Origin of the sequence: Synechococcus sp. RS9909 (genome assembly GCF_014279595.1) — a bacterium.
GTDB lineage: Bacteria > Cyanobacteriota > Cyanobacteriia > PCC-6307 > Cyanobiaceae > Synechococcus_C.
The window spans coordinates 641,987-656,658 of record NZ_CP047943.1 but is presented as its reverse complement, the minus strand read 5'-3'; the positions used below and the strand labels follow the sequence as shown (position 1 = coordinate 656,658).

At 63.7% G+C, this 14,672-nt stretch carries 14 protein-coding genes; 6 read left to right on the top strand and 8 right to left on the bottom strand.

The annotated features are described in order from the left end of the window. The first annotated feature begins 11 nt into the window (after positions 1 to 11). Positions 12 to 2,861, top strand: a complete 2,850-nt coding sequence (locus tag SynRS9909_RS03300) for a DUF4114 domain-containing protein (RefSeq protein ID WP_038000809.1) — start codon at positions 12 to 14, stop codon at positions 2,859 to 2,861. Between the two features lie 17 nt (positions 2,862 to 2,878). Here the strand turns inward: SynRS9909_RS03300 and SynRS9909_RS03295 are convergent, their stop codons facing one another. The 4 genes from SynRS9909_RS03295 to lipB form a co-directional block, all read right to left on the bottom strand. Further along, positions 2,879 to 4,222: a dihydrolipoamide acetyltransferase family protein gene (locus SynRS9909_RS03295; protein ID WP_083774428.1), complete on the bottom strand. Its 1,344-nt coding sequence runs from the start codon at positions 4,220 to 4,222 to the stop codon at positions 2,879 to 2,881. Between the two features lie 44 nt (positions 4,223 to 4,266). Beyond that, complete coding sequence (locus tag SynRS9909_RS03290) at positions 4,267 to 4,710, bottom strand: YlqD family protein (protein WP_007100491.1); 444 nt, start codon at positions 4,708 to 4,710, stop codon at positions 4,267 to 4,269. A gap of 66 nt (positions 4,711 to 4,776) precedes the next feature. Beyond that, positions 4,777 to 6,723, bottom strand: coding sequence for an AMP-binding protein (locus SynRS9909_RS03285; RefSeq protein ID WP_007100492.1), 1,947 nt, complete (start codon positions 6,721 to 6,723; stop codon positions 4,777 to 4,779). 28 nt (positions 6,724 to 6,751) lie between these two features. Beyond that, the gene (gene lipB / locus SynRS9909_RS03280) at positions 6,752 to 7,477 is read right to left on the bottom strand and encodes a lipoyl(octanoyl) transferase LipB (protein ID WP_038000811.1); all 726 of its coding nucleotides are present in this window, start codon (positions 7,475 to 7,477) and stop codon (positions 6,752 to 6,754) included. Between the two features lie 12 nt (positions 7,478 to 7,489). Between lipB and hpf the strand changes: the two genes are divergently transcribed. From hpf to SynRS9909_RS03255, 5 genes are read left to right on the top strand one after another with little or no spacing between them, the layout of a single operon-like run. Then, a complete protein-coding gene (gene hpf, locus SynRS9909_RS03275; protein WP_007100494.1) occupies positions 7,490 to 8,077 on the top strand; it encodes a ribosome hibernation-promoting factor, HPF/YfiA family in 588 nt (195 codons plus the stop codon). A gap of 15 nt (positions 8,078 to 8,092) precedes the next feature. Further along, entirely contained in the window at positions 8,093 to 8,797 is a 705-nt protein-coding gene (locus SynRS9909_RS03270) for a hypothetical protein (protein ID WP_007100495.1), read from the top strand. Beyond that, positions 8,787 to 9,572: a DNA repair protein RecO gene (locus tag SynRS9909_RS03265; protein ID WP_007100496.1), complete on the top strand. Its 786-nt coding sequence runs from the start codon at positions 8,787 to 8,789 to the stop codon at positions 9,570 to 9,572. Before SynRS9909_RS03270 ends, SynRS9909_RS03265 begins: the two co-directional genes overlap by 11 nt. A gap of 19 nt (positions 9,573 to 9,591) precedes the next feature. Next, complete coding sequence (locus tag SynRS9909_RS03260) at positions 9,592 to 10,971, top strand: MFS transporter (RefSeq protein WP_083774509.1); 1,380 nt, start codon at positions 9,592 to 9,594, stop codon at positions 10,969 to 10,971. 30 nt (positions 10,972 to 11,001) lie between these two features. Beyond that, entirely contained in the window at positions 11,002 to 12,201 is a 1,200-nt protein-coding gene (locus SynRS9909_RS03255) for a glycosyltransferase family 4 protein (RefSeq protein ID WP_186593783.1), read from the top strand. Positions 12,202 to 12,215: 14 nt separating this feature from the next. Here the strand turns inward: SynRS9909_RS03255 and proC are convergent, their stop codons facing one another. The 4 genes from proC to SynRS9909_RS03235 are packed head-to-tail and all read right to left on the bottom strand — an operon-like array spanning position 12,216 to position 14,670. Further along, positions 12,216 to 12,998 carry a pyrroline-5-carboxylate reductase gene (gene proC, locus SynRS9909_RS03250; RefSeq protein WP_007100499.1) on the bottom strand — a complete coding sequence of 261 codons (783 nt, stop codon included), beginning with the start codon at positions 12,996 to 12,998 and terminating at the stop codon, positions 12,216 to 12,218. 53 nt (positions 12,999 to 13,051) lie between these two features. Next, entirely contained in the window at positions 13,052 to 13,624 is a 573-nt protein-coding gene (locus SynRS9909_RS03245; RefSeq protein ID WP_007100500.1) for a cell division protein SepF, read from the bottom strand. A 56-nt stretch (positions 13,625 to 13,680) separates the two neighbouring features. Further along, positions 13,681 to 14,346 (bottom strand): YggS family pyridoxal phosphate-dependent enzyme, encoded by a 666-nt coding sequence (locus SynRS9909_RS03240; protein WP_007100501.1) that lies wholly within the window; start codon positions 14,344 to 14,346, stop codon positions 13,681 to 13,683. A gap of 57 nt (positions 14,347 to 14,403) precedes the next feature. Continuing rightward, positions 14,404 to 14,670, bottom strand: a complete 267-nt coding sequence (locus SynRS9909_RS03235) for a PipX family protein (protein ID WP_038001551.1) — start codon at positions 14,668 to 14,670, stop codon at positions 14,404 to 14,406. Between the last annotated feature and the right edge of the window lie 2 nt (positions 14,671 to 14,672).

Here is a 14,672-nt window from a genome sequence, read left to right as displayed (position 1 = left end):
CAACGCTGTACATGGCCACTCCCCTGCGCTATCTCGGCTTCTCCGGTGGCGGATGGAACACCCATACGGTGTCGTCGGGAATGATGAGCGCAGCGCTGCAGATGGCGCGCGAACGAGGCGCAGCCGATGGCGATTTTGGACTGCTGCTCAACAACTTCAATGGGGCGGCAGGCAACTCGGGTGGTAGCTGGTTTCTCACCATGCTCAGCTACTCGCCCGGCTTCGCCGACGCCCTGGCCAACCAAGCCGACGACTGGTTCACCACGGGCTATATGGGCCAGCAACGGCAGATTTTCCAGCCGAATGCCACAGAAGCCGCCGAGCTGATCAAAAGAATCCTTAAAGAAGAACTCAATAAAAATGTCAGGTCAACATCTCTCTATCAAGCGCTAAACAGCAATCCTCTCGTCGCCATTCCAGCCAATGCAGCAGGACTGTTCCTCAGAAAGAGTGACATCATTGCCGACATCGTCACCACAATCAACAATGGTGTTGTCGATCTCATCGTCGACAACCTTGGGTCCATCCAGGCCCTACAAACAGCATGGAACGCATATGGTCTTTACCCGACGCTTCTATATCTTGCCTCACAAAACAATTTCAACTGGCTCGACCTCGTCAAAAATACCGCCTATTCCCCCTACGGAATGAGCACCCTCATGTCCAGAGGGTTCAACGAAATCAACCGCAATCCATGGGCTACAAACCTTCAACTGATTCTTCCTGGAGCCATTAATAACACAAGCGTTTCCTCGTTCGGAAATCTTATTCGGCACTACACAACAAGCGCCACGCTAAACAACCCGGAGCTTCGCGAAGGACAGCTGATCACGCCCATGAGCATGGTGATCGGAGGCGGAGTTAATCCAACCAATCAATTCAAGTCCCTGAGTGGAAGCTTCGAGCAACAATTTAATCGATTTAATTTTCTTGGCAACCAAACCAGTTCCGAGAGCGCAGCTCTTAGCAATGAACTCAATCTCAATCTCTCTATCATAGAGGCAGCCACCCTGTCGGGAGCTTTCGCGGGCGACATTTCTTCCATCAACTCGTTTAACAGGCTAATTAGAGACAAGCTGGGCGTCGAACTTGACCCCGAGAGCATCAAGTCTCAACTAAACTCCACAACAGGAAATCTCCTGTCTTGGATTCCCAAATTTCTTCGAGACCCCGTAATCAATGGGCTCAATGGCGTCCTAGACGGCATTTACGATGCAACTCTAAAACCGATTGTCACGGGGTTCTCTTCAACAATTAGCAGGGAATTGTCAAATTTAGCCGTTCCCGTGAGTCTCTCAGGAGGGGTCGCCCGCTATGAAAACCCAGAAACCTTCAACAACCTCACTGACCTGACCAACGCACAAAACTATCGCTTCATCGACGGTGGCTACGTTGATAACACCACGGTTGCCACTATCGTTAGCGAAATTCAAAGCGAACATGGGGTTAACCAAGCCTTTGACCTGACCTTTTTTGTCAACAATACCGACCCGGGGATCATCCCCAAAGAAGTTACGGGTCTCGACAACGATTTCACTGTGCCGATAGACCTGGCCAAGCTGTTTGGCGGAGAAGGATCTCTCGCCTCCTGGCAATCCGACAGTCAAATACGAGACTTCGCCCCATTCAACACACCAGCCGCTTTCCCCTACATCTTCGATCAATCCGCATGGCAGGGAGAAAAGCCCGTCTGGCAATGGGACAACAGTGATAAATGGAAGGATGAGAAAGAAAAAGCCACCTACCTTGCCTATTATAAGCTCGACGTCGAAACCATTGACAATCCCTATTTTACTATCAAAGAAAAGCAGAAAGGCGAACTTAATATTTTCACGAGTTACAACCTGAGCTCGGGCCCAGGTCCCTACGATCCAAGCTTCTTCAACCTCTACGAGAATATCTATCAAGCCACACGAGAAGGCATCATCAATCAGGGCGGATACGTTCACCTGCTCTCAGCCATGAACGTGATGAATCTGGAAACCAATGAGCAGGGGCAACTCACCTTTGCTTCCGATGAAGGCTTGAATCACTTGGTCCAGATTGATCTGGATCAAGTCGATACCGACTATCTGAGCTTGATCGATATCTACAAACTCACAGCAGACGGTCAGCGTATCTACAGCGGCTCCTTGGGTGGATCCGATGAAGAAGCTCCCTTTGAATACGACAACGGGCCACAAGCCTTGATAATGAATGCGGGTGACTCGCTCGAGTTTGAGATGCAAACGAAAAGCTCGTCTGATCCCATCAAGGGCTCCATTCAGCTACAGGAGGTGGATAACGGCTATCAGCTTTTGGGACTCAATAATGGTGACAGTCTTTTCTCAGCGACCGCAAGCTTTGCTCCGGTCATTGATGGCAAGGAATCCGTCAGCGATGACGACACAACGCGCGACAGTTCTGACGATACTTTCTTCTCATTTGCAGAGGGGACGCGTCTCAACATTGCCGTAAATGCGATTGCCGCCATGACCAATCGCTTCTCCATCATCAAAATCGACCGAGATCCAATCACGGGCGAGGCCAGCTACCTCGGCAGCGCCATCGACAGCGCAGAAATGAATGATCTCTTGATCAGCACTTTTGGCCAGGAGCAAAGCGGTACGCAATTCGGCTCAAAAACACTGAATCCCTATTCCCAGCGCGAATTCACTTGGACCGTAGAAGAAACAGGCTACTTCGCACCTGTTCTCCTCACAGAAGAAGGGGGTATCTTCGCACTGGGGCACGATCTGATCGGAGAATCAACCCACACCCGCATCCTTGGTGACTACACCGTGGGATTTGAAGATCAATACGATCGCAACTCTGACTACGACTACAACGACGCCATCATCAAGTTCGAAGCGATCGCTTGATTATCACTACCCCCTAATCACATCGCCAGGCTTTCCGGCCTGGTTTCAATTAGTTCGGCCAGATCCTTGAGGAAGGCGGCGCCATCAGCGCCATAGATCACTCGATGGTCGGCCGTGAGGTTCACCTGCATCTGCCGCTTCACAGCAATCGAGCCATCGTTGCCGGCCACCACCGTGGGACGGGAGGCGGCCACCGCCAGAATCGCGCCGGTGCCCGGAGGCAAGATCGCATCAAAACGATCCACACCGAACATGCCCAGGTTCGACAGGGTGAAGGTGCCGGTGCTGTAGTCCTCAGGTTGCAGCTGCTTGCTGCGGGAGCGCTTCACCAGATCGGCCCACTGACGCGACATCGCGTAGAGATCGGTGCGATCGGCCTGGCGCAGCACCGGTGTGATCAGGCCACCGCCTTCCATCGCCACAGCGATCGCCACATTCACATCGGCGGGGTAGGCCATCCCCGCAGCCGTGGTGGCGGCATTCACCTGGGGGTGCCGGGCCAGGGTCACCGCCACGGCCTTGGCCAGCAGCGCCGTCATCGTGACGCCCTTGGGCTTCACCTGCTTGTAGAAGGCGTCGAACTTGTCGGTGGTGATGGTGTACCCCACGCGGAAACAAGGCACCGCCAGGCTCGCTTCCATGTTGCGATTGACGGCCTGCTGCAGCGTGTTGAAGGCCACGGTCTCGCCGGGGGCCCCAAAGCTGTTGCCCGCGGGTGAGGCTGGCGCCGTGGGAGCGGCCGAAGCAGCCCCAGCCACGATCGCCACGGCCGTGCCTTCGCCCACCCGCGGTGGCGTCACCGGACGACCGGCCGCCCGCTCCACATCCTCAGCCTGAATCCGGCCATTCGGACCACTGCCCCGCACTTTGGTGAGCTCAACGCCCATCTGGGCCGCCAATTTCTTGGCCCGGGGGCTGGCCACAATCCGGCCATTCGCCAGCGCGGCAGGCTGCTCAAGGGCCGGCGGCACAACGGCAGCTGCAGGAGCAGGCGCTGGAGCCGCCGGGGGCGCAGGTGTGGGGGCCGTTGCATGGGCCGTTGCGGGGGCTGGTGCGGCAGCCGGGGTCGCAGCGCCACCTCCACCACCAGCTTTGGCCTGGGCCGCAGCAATCTCCGCTTCGCTTTCCACGATCAGGCCGATCGTTTCGCCCACCGGTGCGGTGCTGCCGGCGGGCATCAACACGGCCGCCAGATAGCCCTCGTTGAACGACTCCACGTCCATGTCGGCCTTGTCCGACTCGACCACCAACACCGATTCCCCCCTGGCCACCTTGTCGCCAGGCTGCTTCAACCACTCCACGATCTTGCCCTCAGTCATGGTGGAGCTGAGGGCAGGCATAAAGATGTCGTGGGTCGCCAAAACCGTCTCCAGAAGGGCTGAGTAGGGGGATTTTACGGGTCCGCTCAGCCCTGCTCGATCGACTCGACCACGCCGTCGCGCACCACCACAGCAACCTGCATCTTGGTCACAAGGTTGTCGCCCACCTTGAGGTCGCAGAAGCTCTCGATCTGGCCCTGCTCCACGATCTGCTCCATCTCCAGCTCCCGCACCTGGGCCTGCTGCTGGAGCACGTTCCGCTTCTGCTCCTCCAGCTCGGCCCGCTTGGCGGCCACCTGCTGCTGCACCTGGGCCACCTGCTCCTGCACACGGGGATCGAGCGGGTTGGCGCTCTGCCGGCGGATCTCCTCCACCACCTGCTGTCCCTCCTGCTCCAGCTGGGCCAGCTGCTGATCGCTGGTGGCAATGGCGTTGCTCAGCTCACGCTCGGCCTCCTCTTTCCAGGCCGGCGTCACCACGGCGCGCACCGTGATGGACCGTTTGATCGACAGGGTGGTGCCGTCAGACATGGATGTTGGGAAGAAGCGCCAAGCGTCTCAGCCCGGCGCCCGCTGGTCAAGCCAGCGGGCCTGCCCTCAGCGGCCGTAGATCGACCGGATCGCCGCGACATCACGCTGGCCGATCCGATCGCGACGTTGTTTGAGCGTCTGGGTGAGCAGACCGTTCTCAATCGAAAACGGTTCCACCAGGGCGATACCCGCCAGGCGCTCATCGGCCCTTGATCCGGGGCGCTGGCTGAGCAGGCGGTTCAGTTCACCGCGCAACAGGCGCAGCAGGTTGTCATCCCCGGGGCTGCCGCCCAGATCCTCCGCCAGCTGCAGCCCCTGATCCGCCGCCCAGGCCCGCATCGCTTCGGCACGCGGCACCACCAGGGCACCGAGCTGACGCTCGTCCTGCCCCACGAGCATCACCTGCTCGATCAGATCACTGGCCACCAGGGCCTCCTCCAGGGGGCCCGGTTCAATGTTCTCGCCGCTGCTGAGCACGATGGTGTCTTTGGCACGGCCGGTGAGCACCACGGAGCCATCCGGCAGCAGCATGCCCAGATCGCCGGTGTCAAACCAGCCGTCAGCGTCGAGCACCTTGGCCGTCGCCTCCGGCTTGCCGAGATACCCCGCCATCACCTGAGGGCCGCGCACCAGCACCACCCCCCGCTGGGGAAATCCCAGAGGGGCGCGGCTGTCGGGATCGACGATCCGGAATTCCGTGTCGGGCATCGGCAGACCGGAACTGCCGCGGATGTTGTGCCAGGGGCGGCGGCAGCTCACCACCGGACTGGTTTCCGTGAGGCCATAGCCCACCAGCAGTTCGATCCCGACGGCTTCAAAAAAGGCATCCACGTGGGGGGCGATCGCCCCACCGCCATTGATCGGATAACGCAGCTGGCCGCCACTGAGCTGGAGCCGCAGCTTCGGCCAGATCAGGCGCGAGGCGAGTGCATGGGCAGGCCAGCGCCGCAGCGCTTCGGCCCGGGCCGCGAGCCGGTCGCGTCGACGCACCGGCTCCAGCATCAGATTGCGGCTACGCCGGCGGGCGAGGCCATAGGCACTGCTATTGGCGAGCGCCGCCCGCAACAGACGCTGGCGGGAGGCGGGGAAGGTTTTCAGCACATCCTCAAAACCGGCCTGCACCGCTTCCCACAGGCGCGGCACCGTCACCATCACCACCGGTTTCACCCGGGGCAGATCCCGCTTCAGCTGCTTGATCGTGGTGTAGCTCTGCGAGCAGGCGCAGGAAAAGAAGTAATACTCAGCGCTGCGTTCATAGGCATGCCAGATCGGCAGCACGCTCAGCACCGGTGTGCCGGGCTCCGGGCGGGCGACGCAGGCGAGACTGCGCATCTGGTGCAGCAGGTTGCCGTGGCTCAGGGGTACACCCTTGGGCTGCCCGGTGGTTCCACTCGTGTAGAGGATCGTGGCGGTGGTGGTGGCCGCCGACTCCCGCCCGCGCCCCTGATCGGGATCCGGGGGCCGCTGGCCATCGGCATGGGCGAGAAAGGTGTCGAAGTCGAGCACACCCTCAGGGGCTTCACCCTCCAGCTGCAGCACGAAACGCAGGCGGGCGTGCAGCTGCGGCGGCAACGCGAGCCGGCGCCAGATCTCAGCGTTCTGCACCACCAGGGCGACAGCGCCGCAGTCGTCAAGGATGTAGCGCAGCTCCTCCACGGGAGCGGCCGCGCCACGCACCGCAGCCACGGCACCGGCGCGCATCAGGCCTTGATCCGCCACCAACCAGCGGGGACTGTTCTCCGCGAACAGCCCCACCACATCGCCGCTGCGGAGACCCAATGCGGCAAAGGCTGCGGCCGCCCGCTCGATCCGATCCGCCAGCTCCCGATAACTGAACCGCTCCGCGTGGGTGGCATGGGGGGCCTCCACCGCCATCACCTCACCGTGATGCCGCTTCAGCCAGGGCCAGATCTGATCCACCCGGCCCAGGGCCTGCACATGTTCCTGACGGGCCAGGGCGCTGCGCTCTCGGGCGGTGGGCGTCCAGGTGGCTTGCGCAGCAGACGAGGTCACGACGGTGCAACAGGGTCGCCCAGGGCTATCACCCCGGCTCCGGTTCGGCAATGGCCTCGCCGGCAAGCCAGCGCAACTGGAAGCGTTCCGCCAGGGCCTGACGCAACAGCGGCTGCACCTGCGCCACCGTCAGACCCGGGATCCATGCATTCAGGTTCCCCACCGCCCGGCCCGCGAGGCCACAGGGCACGACGGCCTCGAAGCCACGCAGATCGCAGCTCACGTTGAGCGCCAGGCCGTGCTGGGTCACCCAGCGACGGCAGCCCACGCCGATCGCCGCCAGCTTGCGCCCCTCCAGCCAGATGCCGGTCAGGCCATTGAGGCGCTCCCCCCGCAGCTCCAGCGCCAGCAACACATCGAGCACCACCTGCTCCAGCTGGCGCAGATACCAGTGCAGGTCGGGCTGATGCCGGCGCAGGTCCAGCACCGGGTAAGCCACCAGCTGCCCCGGTGCGTGATGGGTCACCTCACCGCCCCGATCAATCCGATGCAGAGGCGCCGGAGGGGTGGAGGGCTCAAAGCGCAGATGCTCCTCGCTGGCGCCGCGGCCGAGGGTGTAGCAGGGGGAATGCTGCAGCAACCACACCGCCTCCGGCACAGCAGCACCCTGCGCCGCCAGCAGCCGTTCCTGCCAGCGGCGCTGCCAGACCCAGGCTTGAGGAAACGCCACCGGCGAGGGGGGCTCAAAAAGAAATGCCGCAGCCCTCTGGGCTGACGGGGATGGCGTCTCTAGGTTGCGGATATCAACCGGCACCGGAGGGATGCCATGAAGCTGCTGATCCATGGTCGCAATCTCGAGCTGACCCCTGCCCTGCGCGACTACACCCAGTCAAAACTCGAGCGGGCGGTGCAGCATTTCGACGACATGGTGAAGGAAGCGGATGTGCATCTTTCGGTGGCCCGCAACCCGCGGGTGCCGCAACAGACCGCCGAGGTGACGGTGTTCGCGAACGGCACGGTGATCCGGGCCCAGGAGCGCAGTGAAAACCTTTACGCCAGCATTGATCTGGTGGCGAGCAAGCTCTGCCGCCAGCTGCGTCGCTTCAAGGAACGCCACAGCGATCACCACCACAGCAACGGCCATCGGGCCAGCGAAACGCCGCCAACGGACGCGATCGCTGATGCGGCTCCAATCGATGGGTCTCTGCTCGATGGCAAGGAGGTGCAGCTCCCCGACCCAGGCGTGCGCCGCAAGTATTTCGCCATGCCACCGATGAGCCTGGAGGAAGCGCGGCACCAACTCGACGTGATCGATCATGACTTCTACCTGTTCCGCGATGCCAGCACGGGCGACCTGCAGGTGATCTACCGCCGGAACCACGGCGGCTACGGCGTGATCCAGGCTCGGACCTGAACCGGCACCGCAGCGATGACCATGACGCCCAGACGACGGCAGGAGCTGCCGGAGCTGGCCCCCCTGATCCACCACGCCCTGCTCGACCCCCATCTGACGCCCGACCAGTTTTTAGAGGGTTGTGATGCGGCCAGGCATCTGGGCATGGGTGGGATCTGCACCAGCCTGCGCCGGTTGCCAACAGCGCGCGAGCGTCTGGGCCCACCGGGCCCAACACGCCTGATCGCCTCAATCGCTTTCCCGTTCGGCGCCTTGCCGGCCGAGCTCAAGCAGGCGGAGGCGGAATGGGCCGCCGAACAGGGCGCCGAGGCCCTCGATGTGGCCCCGGATCTGGCCGCACTCGCCGCTGGTGACGCCAACCATTTCGCCGAAGAACTGGCCGCTCTTGCCGGCATCGGCCTGCCGCTCACGGTGATCCTCGACCTGAGCCGCTGGGAAGACGACCCTCTGCAGCTGGCCGTGGAGGCTGCGATCGATGCCGGTGCTGCCGCCGTGCAGAGCGGCCACGGTTTCGGCGGACCCGCCACGGCGGAGCAGATCAGCCGGCTGCGCTCGCTCTGCCGCGGCCGCTGCGGCATCAAAGCCGTGGGGGGGGTGCATCGGCTCGACCACTGCATCACCCTGGTGGAGGCCGGTGCCACGGCCATCGGCACCAGCCGCGGTCCCTCGCTGCTGCAGGAACTGCGCCGCCCCCAGTCGCGCGACGCCGGTGGGGACTGACCGGCGCCTCGAGGCCCTCGCCCTCAAGGCAGGCCCCCTCGGGGAGCACGACCGCTTGCTCACGGTGCTGAGCGCTGAGACCGGGGTGATCCGGCTGGCCGTGCCCGGCGCACGCCGGCCCCGCAGCAGCCTGGCCGCCGCCGTTCCACTCACCCTGCTGGAGCTCCAGGTGGTGGGCCAGCGTGGGTTACCGCGCCTCCGGCAACTGCGGGTGCAGCACAGTTTCATCGCCGTTGGCCAACGGCTCGACACCTTGGCCGGAGCCCAGGCCCTGGCCGAACTCTGCATCGCCCTGGTGGCGGGCGATGACCCGATTCCAGGCCTGCTCGACACCGTGCTGATGCATCTGGAGCGGCTGGAAACCTGCAGCCGGACATCCGCACCGGAACCAGGCCTCGCCCTGGCCACCACGGTGCAGGCTGCCGTGCACCTGCTCGCCCTGGGCGGCTACGGGCTTCCCCTGCAGAGCTGCTGCCGCAGCGGAGCCCCCCTGCTGCCGCCCATCGGCCAGTGGGAATGGCGCTGCAGTCTGCTCGCAGATGAAGGCTTCGCCATCGGCTCGCAAGCAGGGGCTGCGATTCAGCTCAACCCTTCCGAACTGGCCCTGCTGCAACGGCTGCCACGGGCCGAGCTGCCCCGGCGGCGGGACGGTGCCCTGATGGGACCTCCCGAGGTGTGGCTGCGCCTGCTCACCGTGGTGGAGTGCTGGATCCGCAGCCATCTGCCCCGGCCCGTCCGCGCGCTCGCCATGGTGCGTGAGGCTGGGCGATCATGAGCCGGTCGTGCCAGCCATCTTGAGCGGTCCATCCCTGAACACTCCGGAGCCGGCCCTGCCGACCAGTGAAAACCCTGAGGGCGGGCGAGGCCTGCAGGCGGTGCTCCGCCTCGTGGACTTTCGCAAGCTCTGGATCGGTCAGATCTTCTCCCAGCTGGCCGACAAGTTCTACATCGTGCTGATGGTGTTTCTGATCGATCAGCACCTGCTGCTCACCTCGGAGCAGAACGGCGTTCTGGCGGAGGTGGCCTCGGATATCGGCTTCGACATCAGCACCCGCACCCAGGTGATCACCCTCCTGGCCACCGGTATTTTCGTGGCCAACACCATTCCGGCGATGGTGTTGGGCAGCGTGGCCGGTGTGTGGGTGGACCGCTGGCCCAAGCGCCGGGTGATGGTGGCCTCCAACGGGCTGCGGGCCCTGCTGGTGTTGTTCACCCCCCTCTTTCTGATTCCAGGGCCCCTGATCCTTGGTTTGCCCTGGGGGTATTGGGGTCTGGTGCTGATGACCTTCCTGGAATCGATCCTCACCCAGTTCTTCGCCCCGGCTGAACAGGCGGCGATCACCTGGCTGGTGCCGGGGGAGCACCTGCTCGCCGCCAATTCCCTGTATCAGACCACGAGCATGGGGGCCACGATCGTGGGCTTCGCCCTGGGCGAACCGATCCTGCGCGGGCTGAACCATCTCTCCGAACGGATCGGCCTGGAAGGCGGCGAATTCGTTCTTTTGCCCTTCTGCTACGGCATGGCCGCGCTGTGCCTGCTGGCCATCGATCGCGCCGAACCACCCCGCAACCTCTCCGGTCGCTCCGTGTGGCACGAAATCAAGGAAGGGCTGCAGGTGCTGCAACGCTTCCCCACCGTGCGCAGTGCCATGGTGCATCTTGTGTTCCTCTACAGCCTGCTGGCGGCCCTCTATGTGCTCGCCCTGCAGCTGGCAGCCCTGATCAGCAGTCTCGGCCCCTCGGGCTTCGGCACCCTGCTGGCGATGAGCGGGCTTGGGATGGCGGTGGGTGCTGTGGTGGTGGCCCAGTTGGGTCACCACTTCAACCGCCGCCGCCTCACGGCCACCGGCCTCGGCACGATCACCTGGACCCTGCTGCTGCTGAGCCAGTTCAAGGGCTCGCTGGCCGCCACGCTCACCCTTTGCGGCATTCTCGGCGTCGGTGCCGCCCTGGTGGCGATTCCGGCGCAGACCACCATCCAGGAAGACACTCCGGAACAGCAGCGGGGGCGGGTGTTCGGCCTGCAGAACAACCTGATCAACATCGCCCTCAGCCTCCCCCTGGTGCTGGCGGGCACCCTGGTGAGCAGCATCGGCCTGTCGCCCGTGCTGGGGCTGCTGGCGATCCTTGCCCTGATCGCTGCACTGATCGAGCGCCCCTGGCAACGCTGCTAACTTTCTGGTTCAGCAGAAGGGAAGCGGCAGGTGGCGCATATTGCCTGGCTGGGCAAAAAATCACCGTTCTGCGGCAACGTCACCTACGGGCTGAGCACGACCGAGGCCCTGAGAGCACGGGGCCATCAGACCAGCTTCATTCATTTCGATAATCCCGGCGTTCCCGGCAGCGGCACCACATCACTGCTGGCCAACGATCCGGATGTGAGCCTGCCCTACCTGGTGAAGTCGCAGGTGTACACGATTCCCTCTCCCGGCGCCCAAAGGGAGCTGAGGGAATCACTGGAGCGCCTCAAGCCCGATCTGGTGCACGCCAGCCTCACCCTCTCGCCCCTCGACTTCCGGCTTCCCGACCTCTGTCAGCAACTGGGCGTGCCCCTGGTGGCCACCTTCCACCCTCCCTTCGACGCCGGACTGCGCAATCTCACCGCCGGCACCCAGCAGCTCACCTATCAGCTCTATGCACCAGCCCTGGCCCGTTACGACCGGGTGATTGTGTTTTCAGAGCGCCAGGCGGAGGTGCTCGCCCGCCTCGGGGTGCGTGACAGCCGCTTGGCGGTGATTCCCAATGGTGTCGATCCGCTGTGCTGGTCCCCGTCCACAGCCGGCGAGACGGAATCATCAGCGCGACAGGCGCTGGACGCGATGGCGCAGCAGGCGGTGCGTGATCGCCTCGGCTCCGAGCGGATCTTCCTCTACATGGGACGGATCGCCACCGAGAAGAATGTGGAGGCGCTGCTGAAGGCGTGGCGTCTGGTGAGCCCGAAGGGATGCCGGCTGGTGATCGTGGGGGATGGTCCCCTGCGGGCCACCCTGCAGAACGCCCATGGCCACAGCTCCGTGAGCTGGTGGGGCTACGAATCCGACCTGAACACCCGCGTGGCCCTGATGCAATGCGCCGAGGTGTTCGTGCTGCCCAGCCTGGTGGAGGGGTTGTCGCTGGCCCTGCTGGAAGCGATGGCCAGCGGCTGTGCCTGTGTGGCCACCGACGCGGGAGCCGATGGTGAGGTGCTCGCCGACGGGGCTGGCATCGTGCTCAGCACCCAGGGGGTCACCACCCAGCTGCGCACCCTGCTGCCGGTGTTGCGCGATCAACCGGTGCTCACGGCCGAACTCGGACGCCGCGCCCGCCAGCGCGTGCTGGAGCGCTACACGCTGAGCCGCAATATCGATGCGATCGAATCCCTCTATGCCGACCTGCTGAGCAGCACCAGCCGCACGGCGGCCTGAAATCTCGAGCCGTTTCAGCGCAATTGCCGTCCATGTTCAGCGGCCGCCACCACCGCCTCGATCAGGGCTGATCGCACCCCCGCCTGCTCCAGCCGGCGCAGGGCCGCCATCGTCGTGCCACCAGGAGAGGCGACCATGTCTTTGAGCTGACTGGGATGGAGCTCCTGCTCCTGCAGGAGCGCTGCGGTTCCCGCCAGGGTGCGGTGGGCGAGGTGATGGGAGAGATCCCTCGGCAGACCGGCCGCCACCGCCCCATCCGCCATCGCCTCGACCACCAGCGCCACGTAGGCCGGGCCGGATGAGGTGAGGGCCAGAAAGGCATCCAACCGATCCTCTGCCAGCTCCAGCACTTCGCTCACCGGCGAGAAGAACGCCTTGACCCGCTCGCGATCCGCGACCGTCACGCCCTGCCCCCAGGCCAGACCGGTGAGGCCAGCGCGCACCAAACAGGGGGTATTGGGAACGGCGCGCACACAGCGGCGACCGGGGAACGCCCTTTGCAGGCGCTCGAGGCTGACCCCCGCGAGCACAGAAATCAGCAGGGGCGAGGCCTCTGGTGCAACCGCCGGAACGGAAGCGGCAACGGCATCGAGCTGCTGCGGCTTGATTGCCAGCAGCTGAATCGCAGACGCCCAGACGGCGGCGGCAGCCGGATCGGTCGCAGCCAGGAGGGTCAATTCGGCCGGACACCTCCCCCGCAACCGCTGCACCGAAGCGTCGTGACCGACCACGGCCAGCACGTCCTTGGCAGCGATGACACCTTCATCCAGCAGCGGCCAGAGCAGAGCCTGGGCCATCCGACCCAGGCCAATCACCCCAAGTGTGTGTGGCACCGGAGCCGACTGCAGGCTCAAAGAGCTGAGGCAGCGCCCCAGGCGGGAGCGGGAGCGACGCTGGCCTCAGCGGAAGCCTGCTCCACATCTTTGGTCACCAACGTGGGTGAGGAAGCTTCGTCTTGATGGGCGTTAGTCACGGTGACGCAGCTGGGGGCGAAGAGAAAAATGCTTTCACCCACGCGTTCCTGATGACCATCAATGGCAAAGGTGCCTCCAGCCACAAAATCAACGGCCCGCTGCGCCTGATCGGGCTCCATCATCGTGAGGTTGAGGATGATCGTCTTGCGCTCGCGCAGAGCCTGAATCGCCCGCGGCATTTCGTCGAAACTGCGGGGCTCCATCAGCATCACTTCGGTGGCCGCCGTGCTGATTCCAGGCATGCCGATCACATTGGAGCTACTGGTGAAGGCATCATCGCTGGCGAAAGGGTTCGCGGAACCGAGAGGGGCAAGAGCTCCTCCGGAGGCGTGGCTGGCGCCGCCATCAGCATCCAGCTCCTCACCGGTGTCGTAGTCGAGATCGTCATACTCGCCATCGAGATAATCATCACCGGCAACAACGGCGCGAAGGCGGGAAATAAGCGACACCGGACGTCTGAAAAACCTTGACCCTAGATAGCGCTCCGACGGAACGAGAGCAAGCGTCAAGCCACCGATTGCTGCACAGAGCGTTCACCGAACAGCGCAGACCCGAGTCGTACCCAGGTGGCCCCGGCGCTCACCGCCTCAGCCCAATCGCCGCTCATCCCCATCGAGCACTCGCTGAGGCCCAGGTCATCCGCCAGCTGACGACAGTCGCGAAACAGGGCCAGACGCTCCTCAGGCGCGAGCCCCAGGGGGGCGATGGTCATCAGGCCGACGATGGAGCAATGGGGCAACCGCTGCAAATCCGGCCAGACCTGGCGCAGCTCCTCGGGATCCCAGCCTCCCTTCTTCGGGTCCGGACGGAGCTTCACCTGCAGCATCACCCGCGGCTGGCACCCTTCTTCTCCGGCAATGCGCGAGACCCGTTCACAAAGGGCCAGGCTGTCGAGGGAATGGATGGTGCCGAAGGCGCGCAGCACCTGGCGCACCTTGTTGGCCTGCAGGCGCCCGATGAAATGCCACTGCAGCTGAGTCAGATCCGCGAGTTCCTCCTGTTTCCGCAACGCCTCCTGCACACGACTCTCCCCGAAGGCCACCTGACCGAGGGCAGCAAGGTCACGTATCGCCGCCGCTGGATGCCCTTTGCTCACCGCCAACAACCGGGCTGACGGTGGCAGGGCTGCCATCACGCTCTGCCAGCGCCGGGAAAGTTCATGTGGGTCCATGGGCAGGCTCCTGGGTCGGCACCGGTTCCTGGAGAACAGGCCGACCTGATCACGATTTCAAATGAAGGTCTGGTCGAACAGCTGCTTCCAGCGCTCCTGGTCCGGGGAGGCATCCCGGCGACTGCGGGCCAGGTTGAGCTCAGCATGGTGACGCGCATCCTGGTAAGGAATCACCTCAAATTGAGCGCCCCGCGGTTGCAGCGTCACCAGGAAAAACATCCGTTGCGCGTAGAGCGTGGCGTAGATGTCACGGCCTTCGCCCGCCGGCGCCACGCGATAGAGCATGCCAAACGTGGGGTGATTGAGATAGCGCTCGGCACCCACGG

What these genes read in the sequence shown, in the direction of transcription:
- SynRS9909_RS03270 (WP_007100495.1), top strand. Translation starts at nt 8,093, where the DNA reads ATGACCATGACGCCCAGACGACGGCAGGAGCTGCCGGAGCTGGCCCCC.
- hpf (WP_007100494.1), top strand. Translation starts at nt 7,490, where the DNA reads ATGAAGCTGCTGATCCATGGTCGCAATCTCGAGCTGACCCCTGCCCTG.
- SynRS9909_RS03300 (WP_038000809.1), top strand. Translation starts at nt 12, where the DNA reads ATGGCCACTCCCCTGCGCTATCTCGGCTTCTCCGGTGGCGGATGGAAC.
- SynRS9909_RS03240 (WP_007100501.1), bottom strand. Translation starts at nt 14,346, where the DNA reads ATGGACCCACATGAACTTTCCCGGCGCTGGCAGAGCGTGATGGCAGCC.
- proC (WP_007100499.1), bottom strand. Translation starts at nt 12,998, where the DNA reads ATGGCCCAGGCTCTGCTCTGGCCGCTGCTGGATGAAGGTGTCATCGCT.
- SynRS9909_RS03290 (WP_007100491.1), bottom strand. Translation starts at nt 4,710, where the DNA reads ATGTCTGACGGCACCACCCTGTCGATCAAACGGTCCATCACGGTGCGC.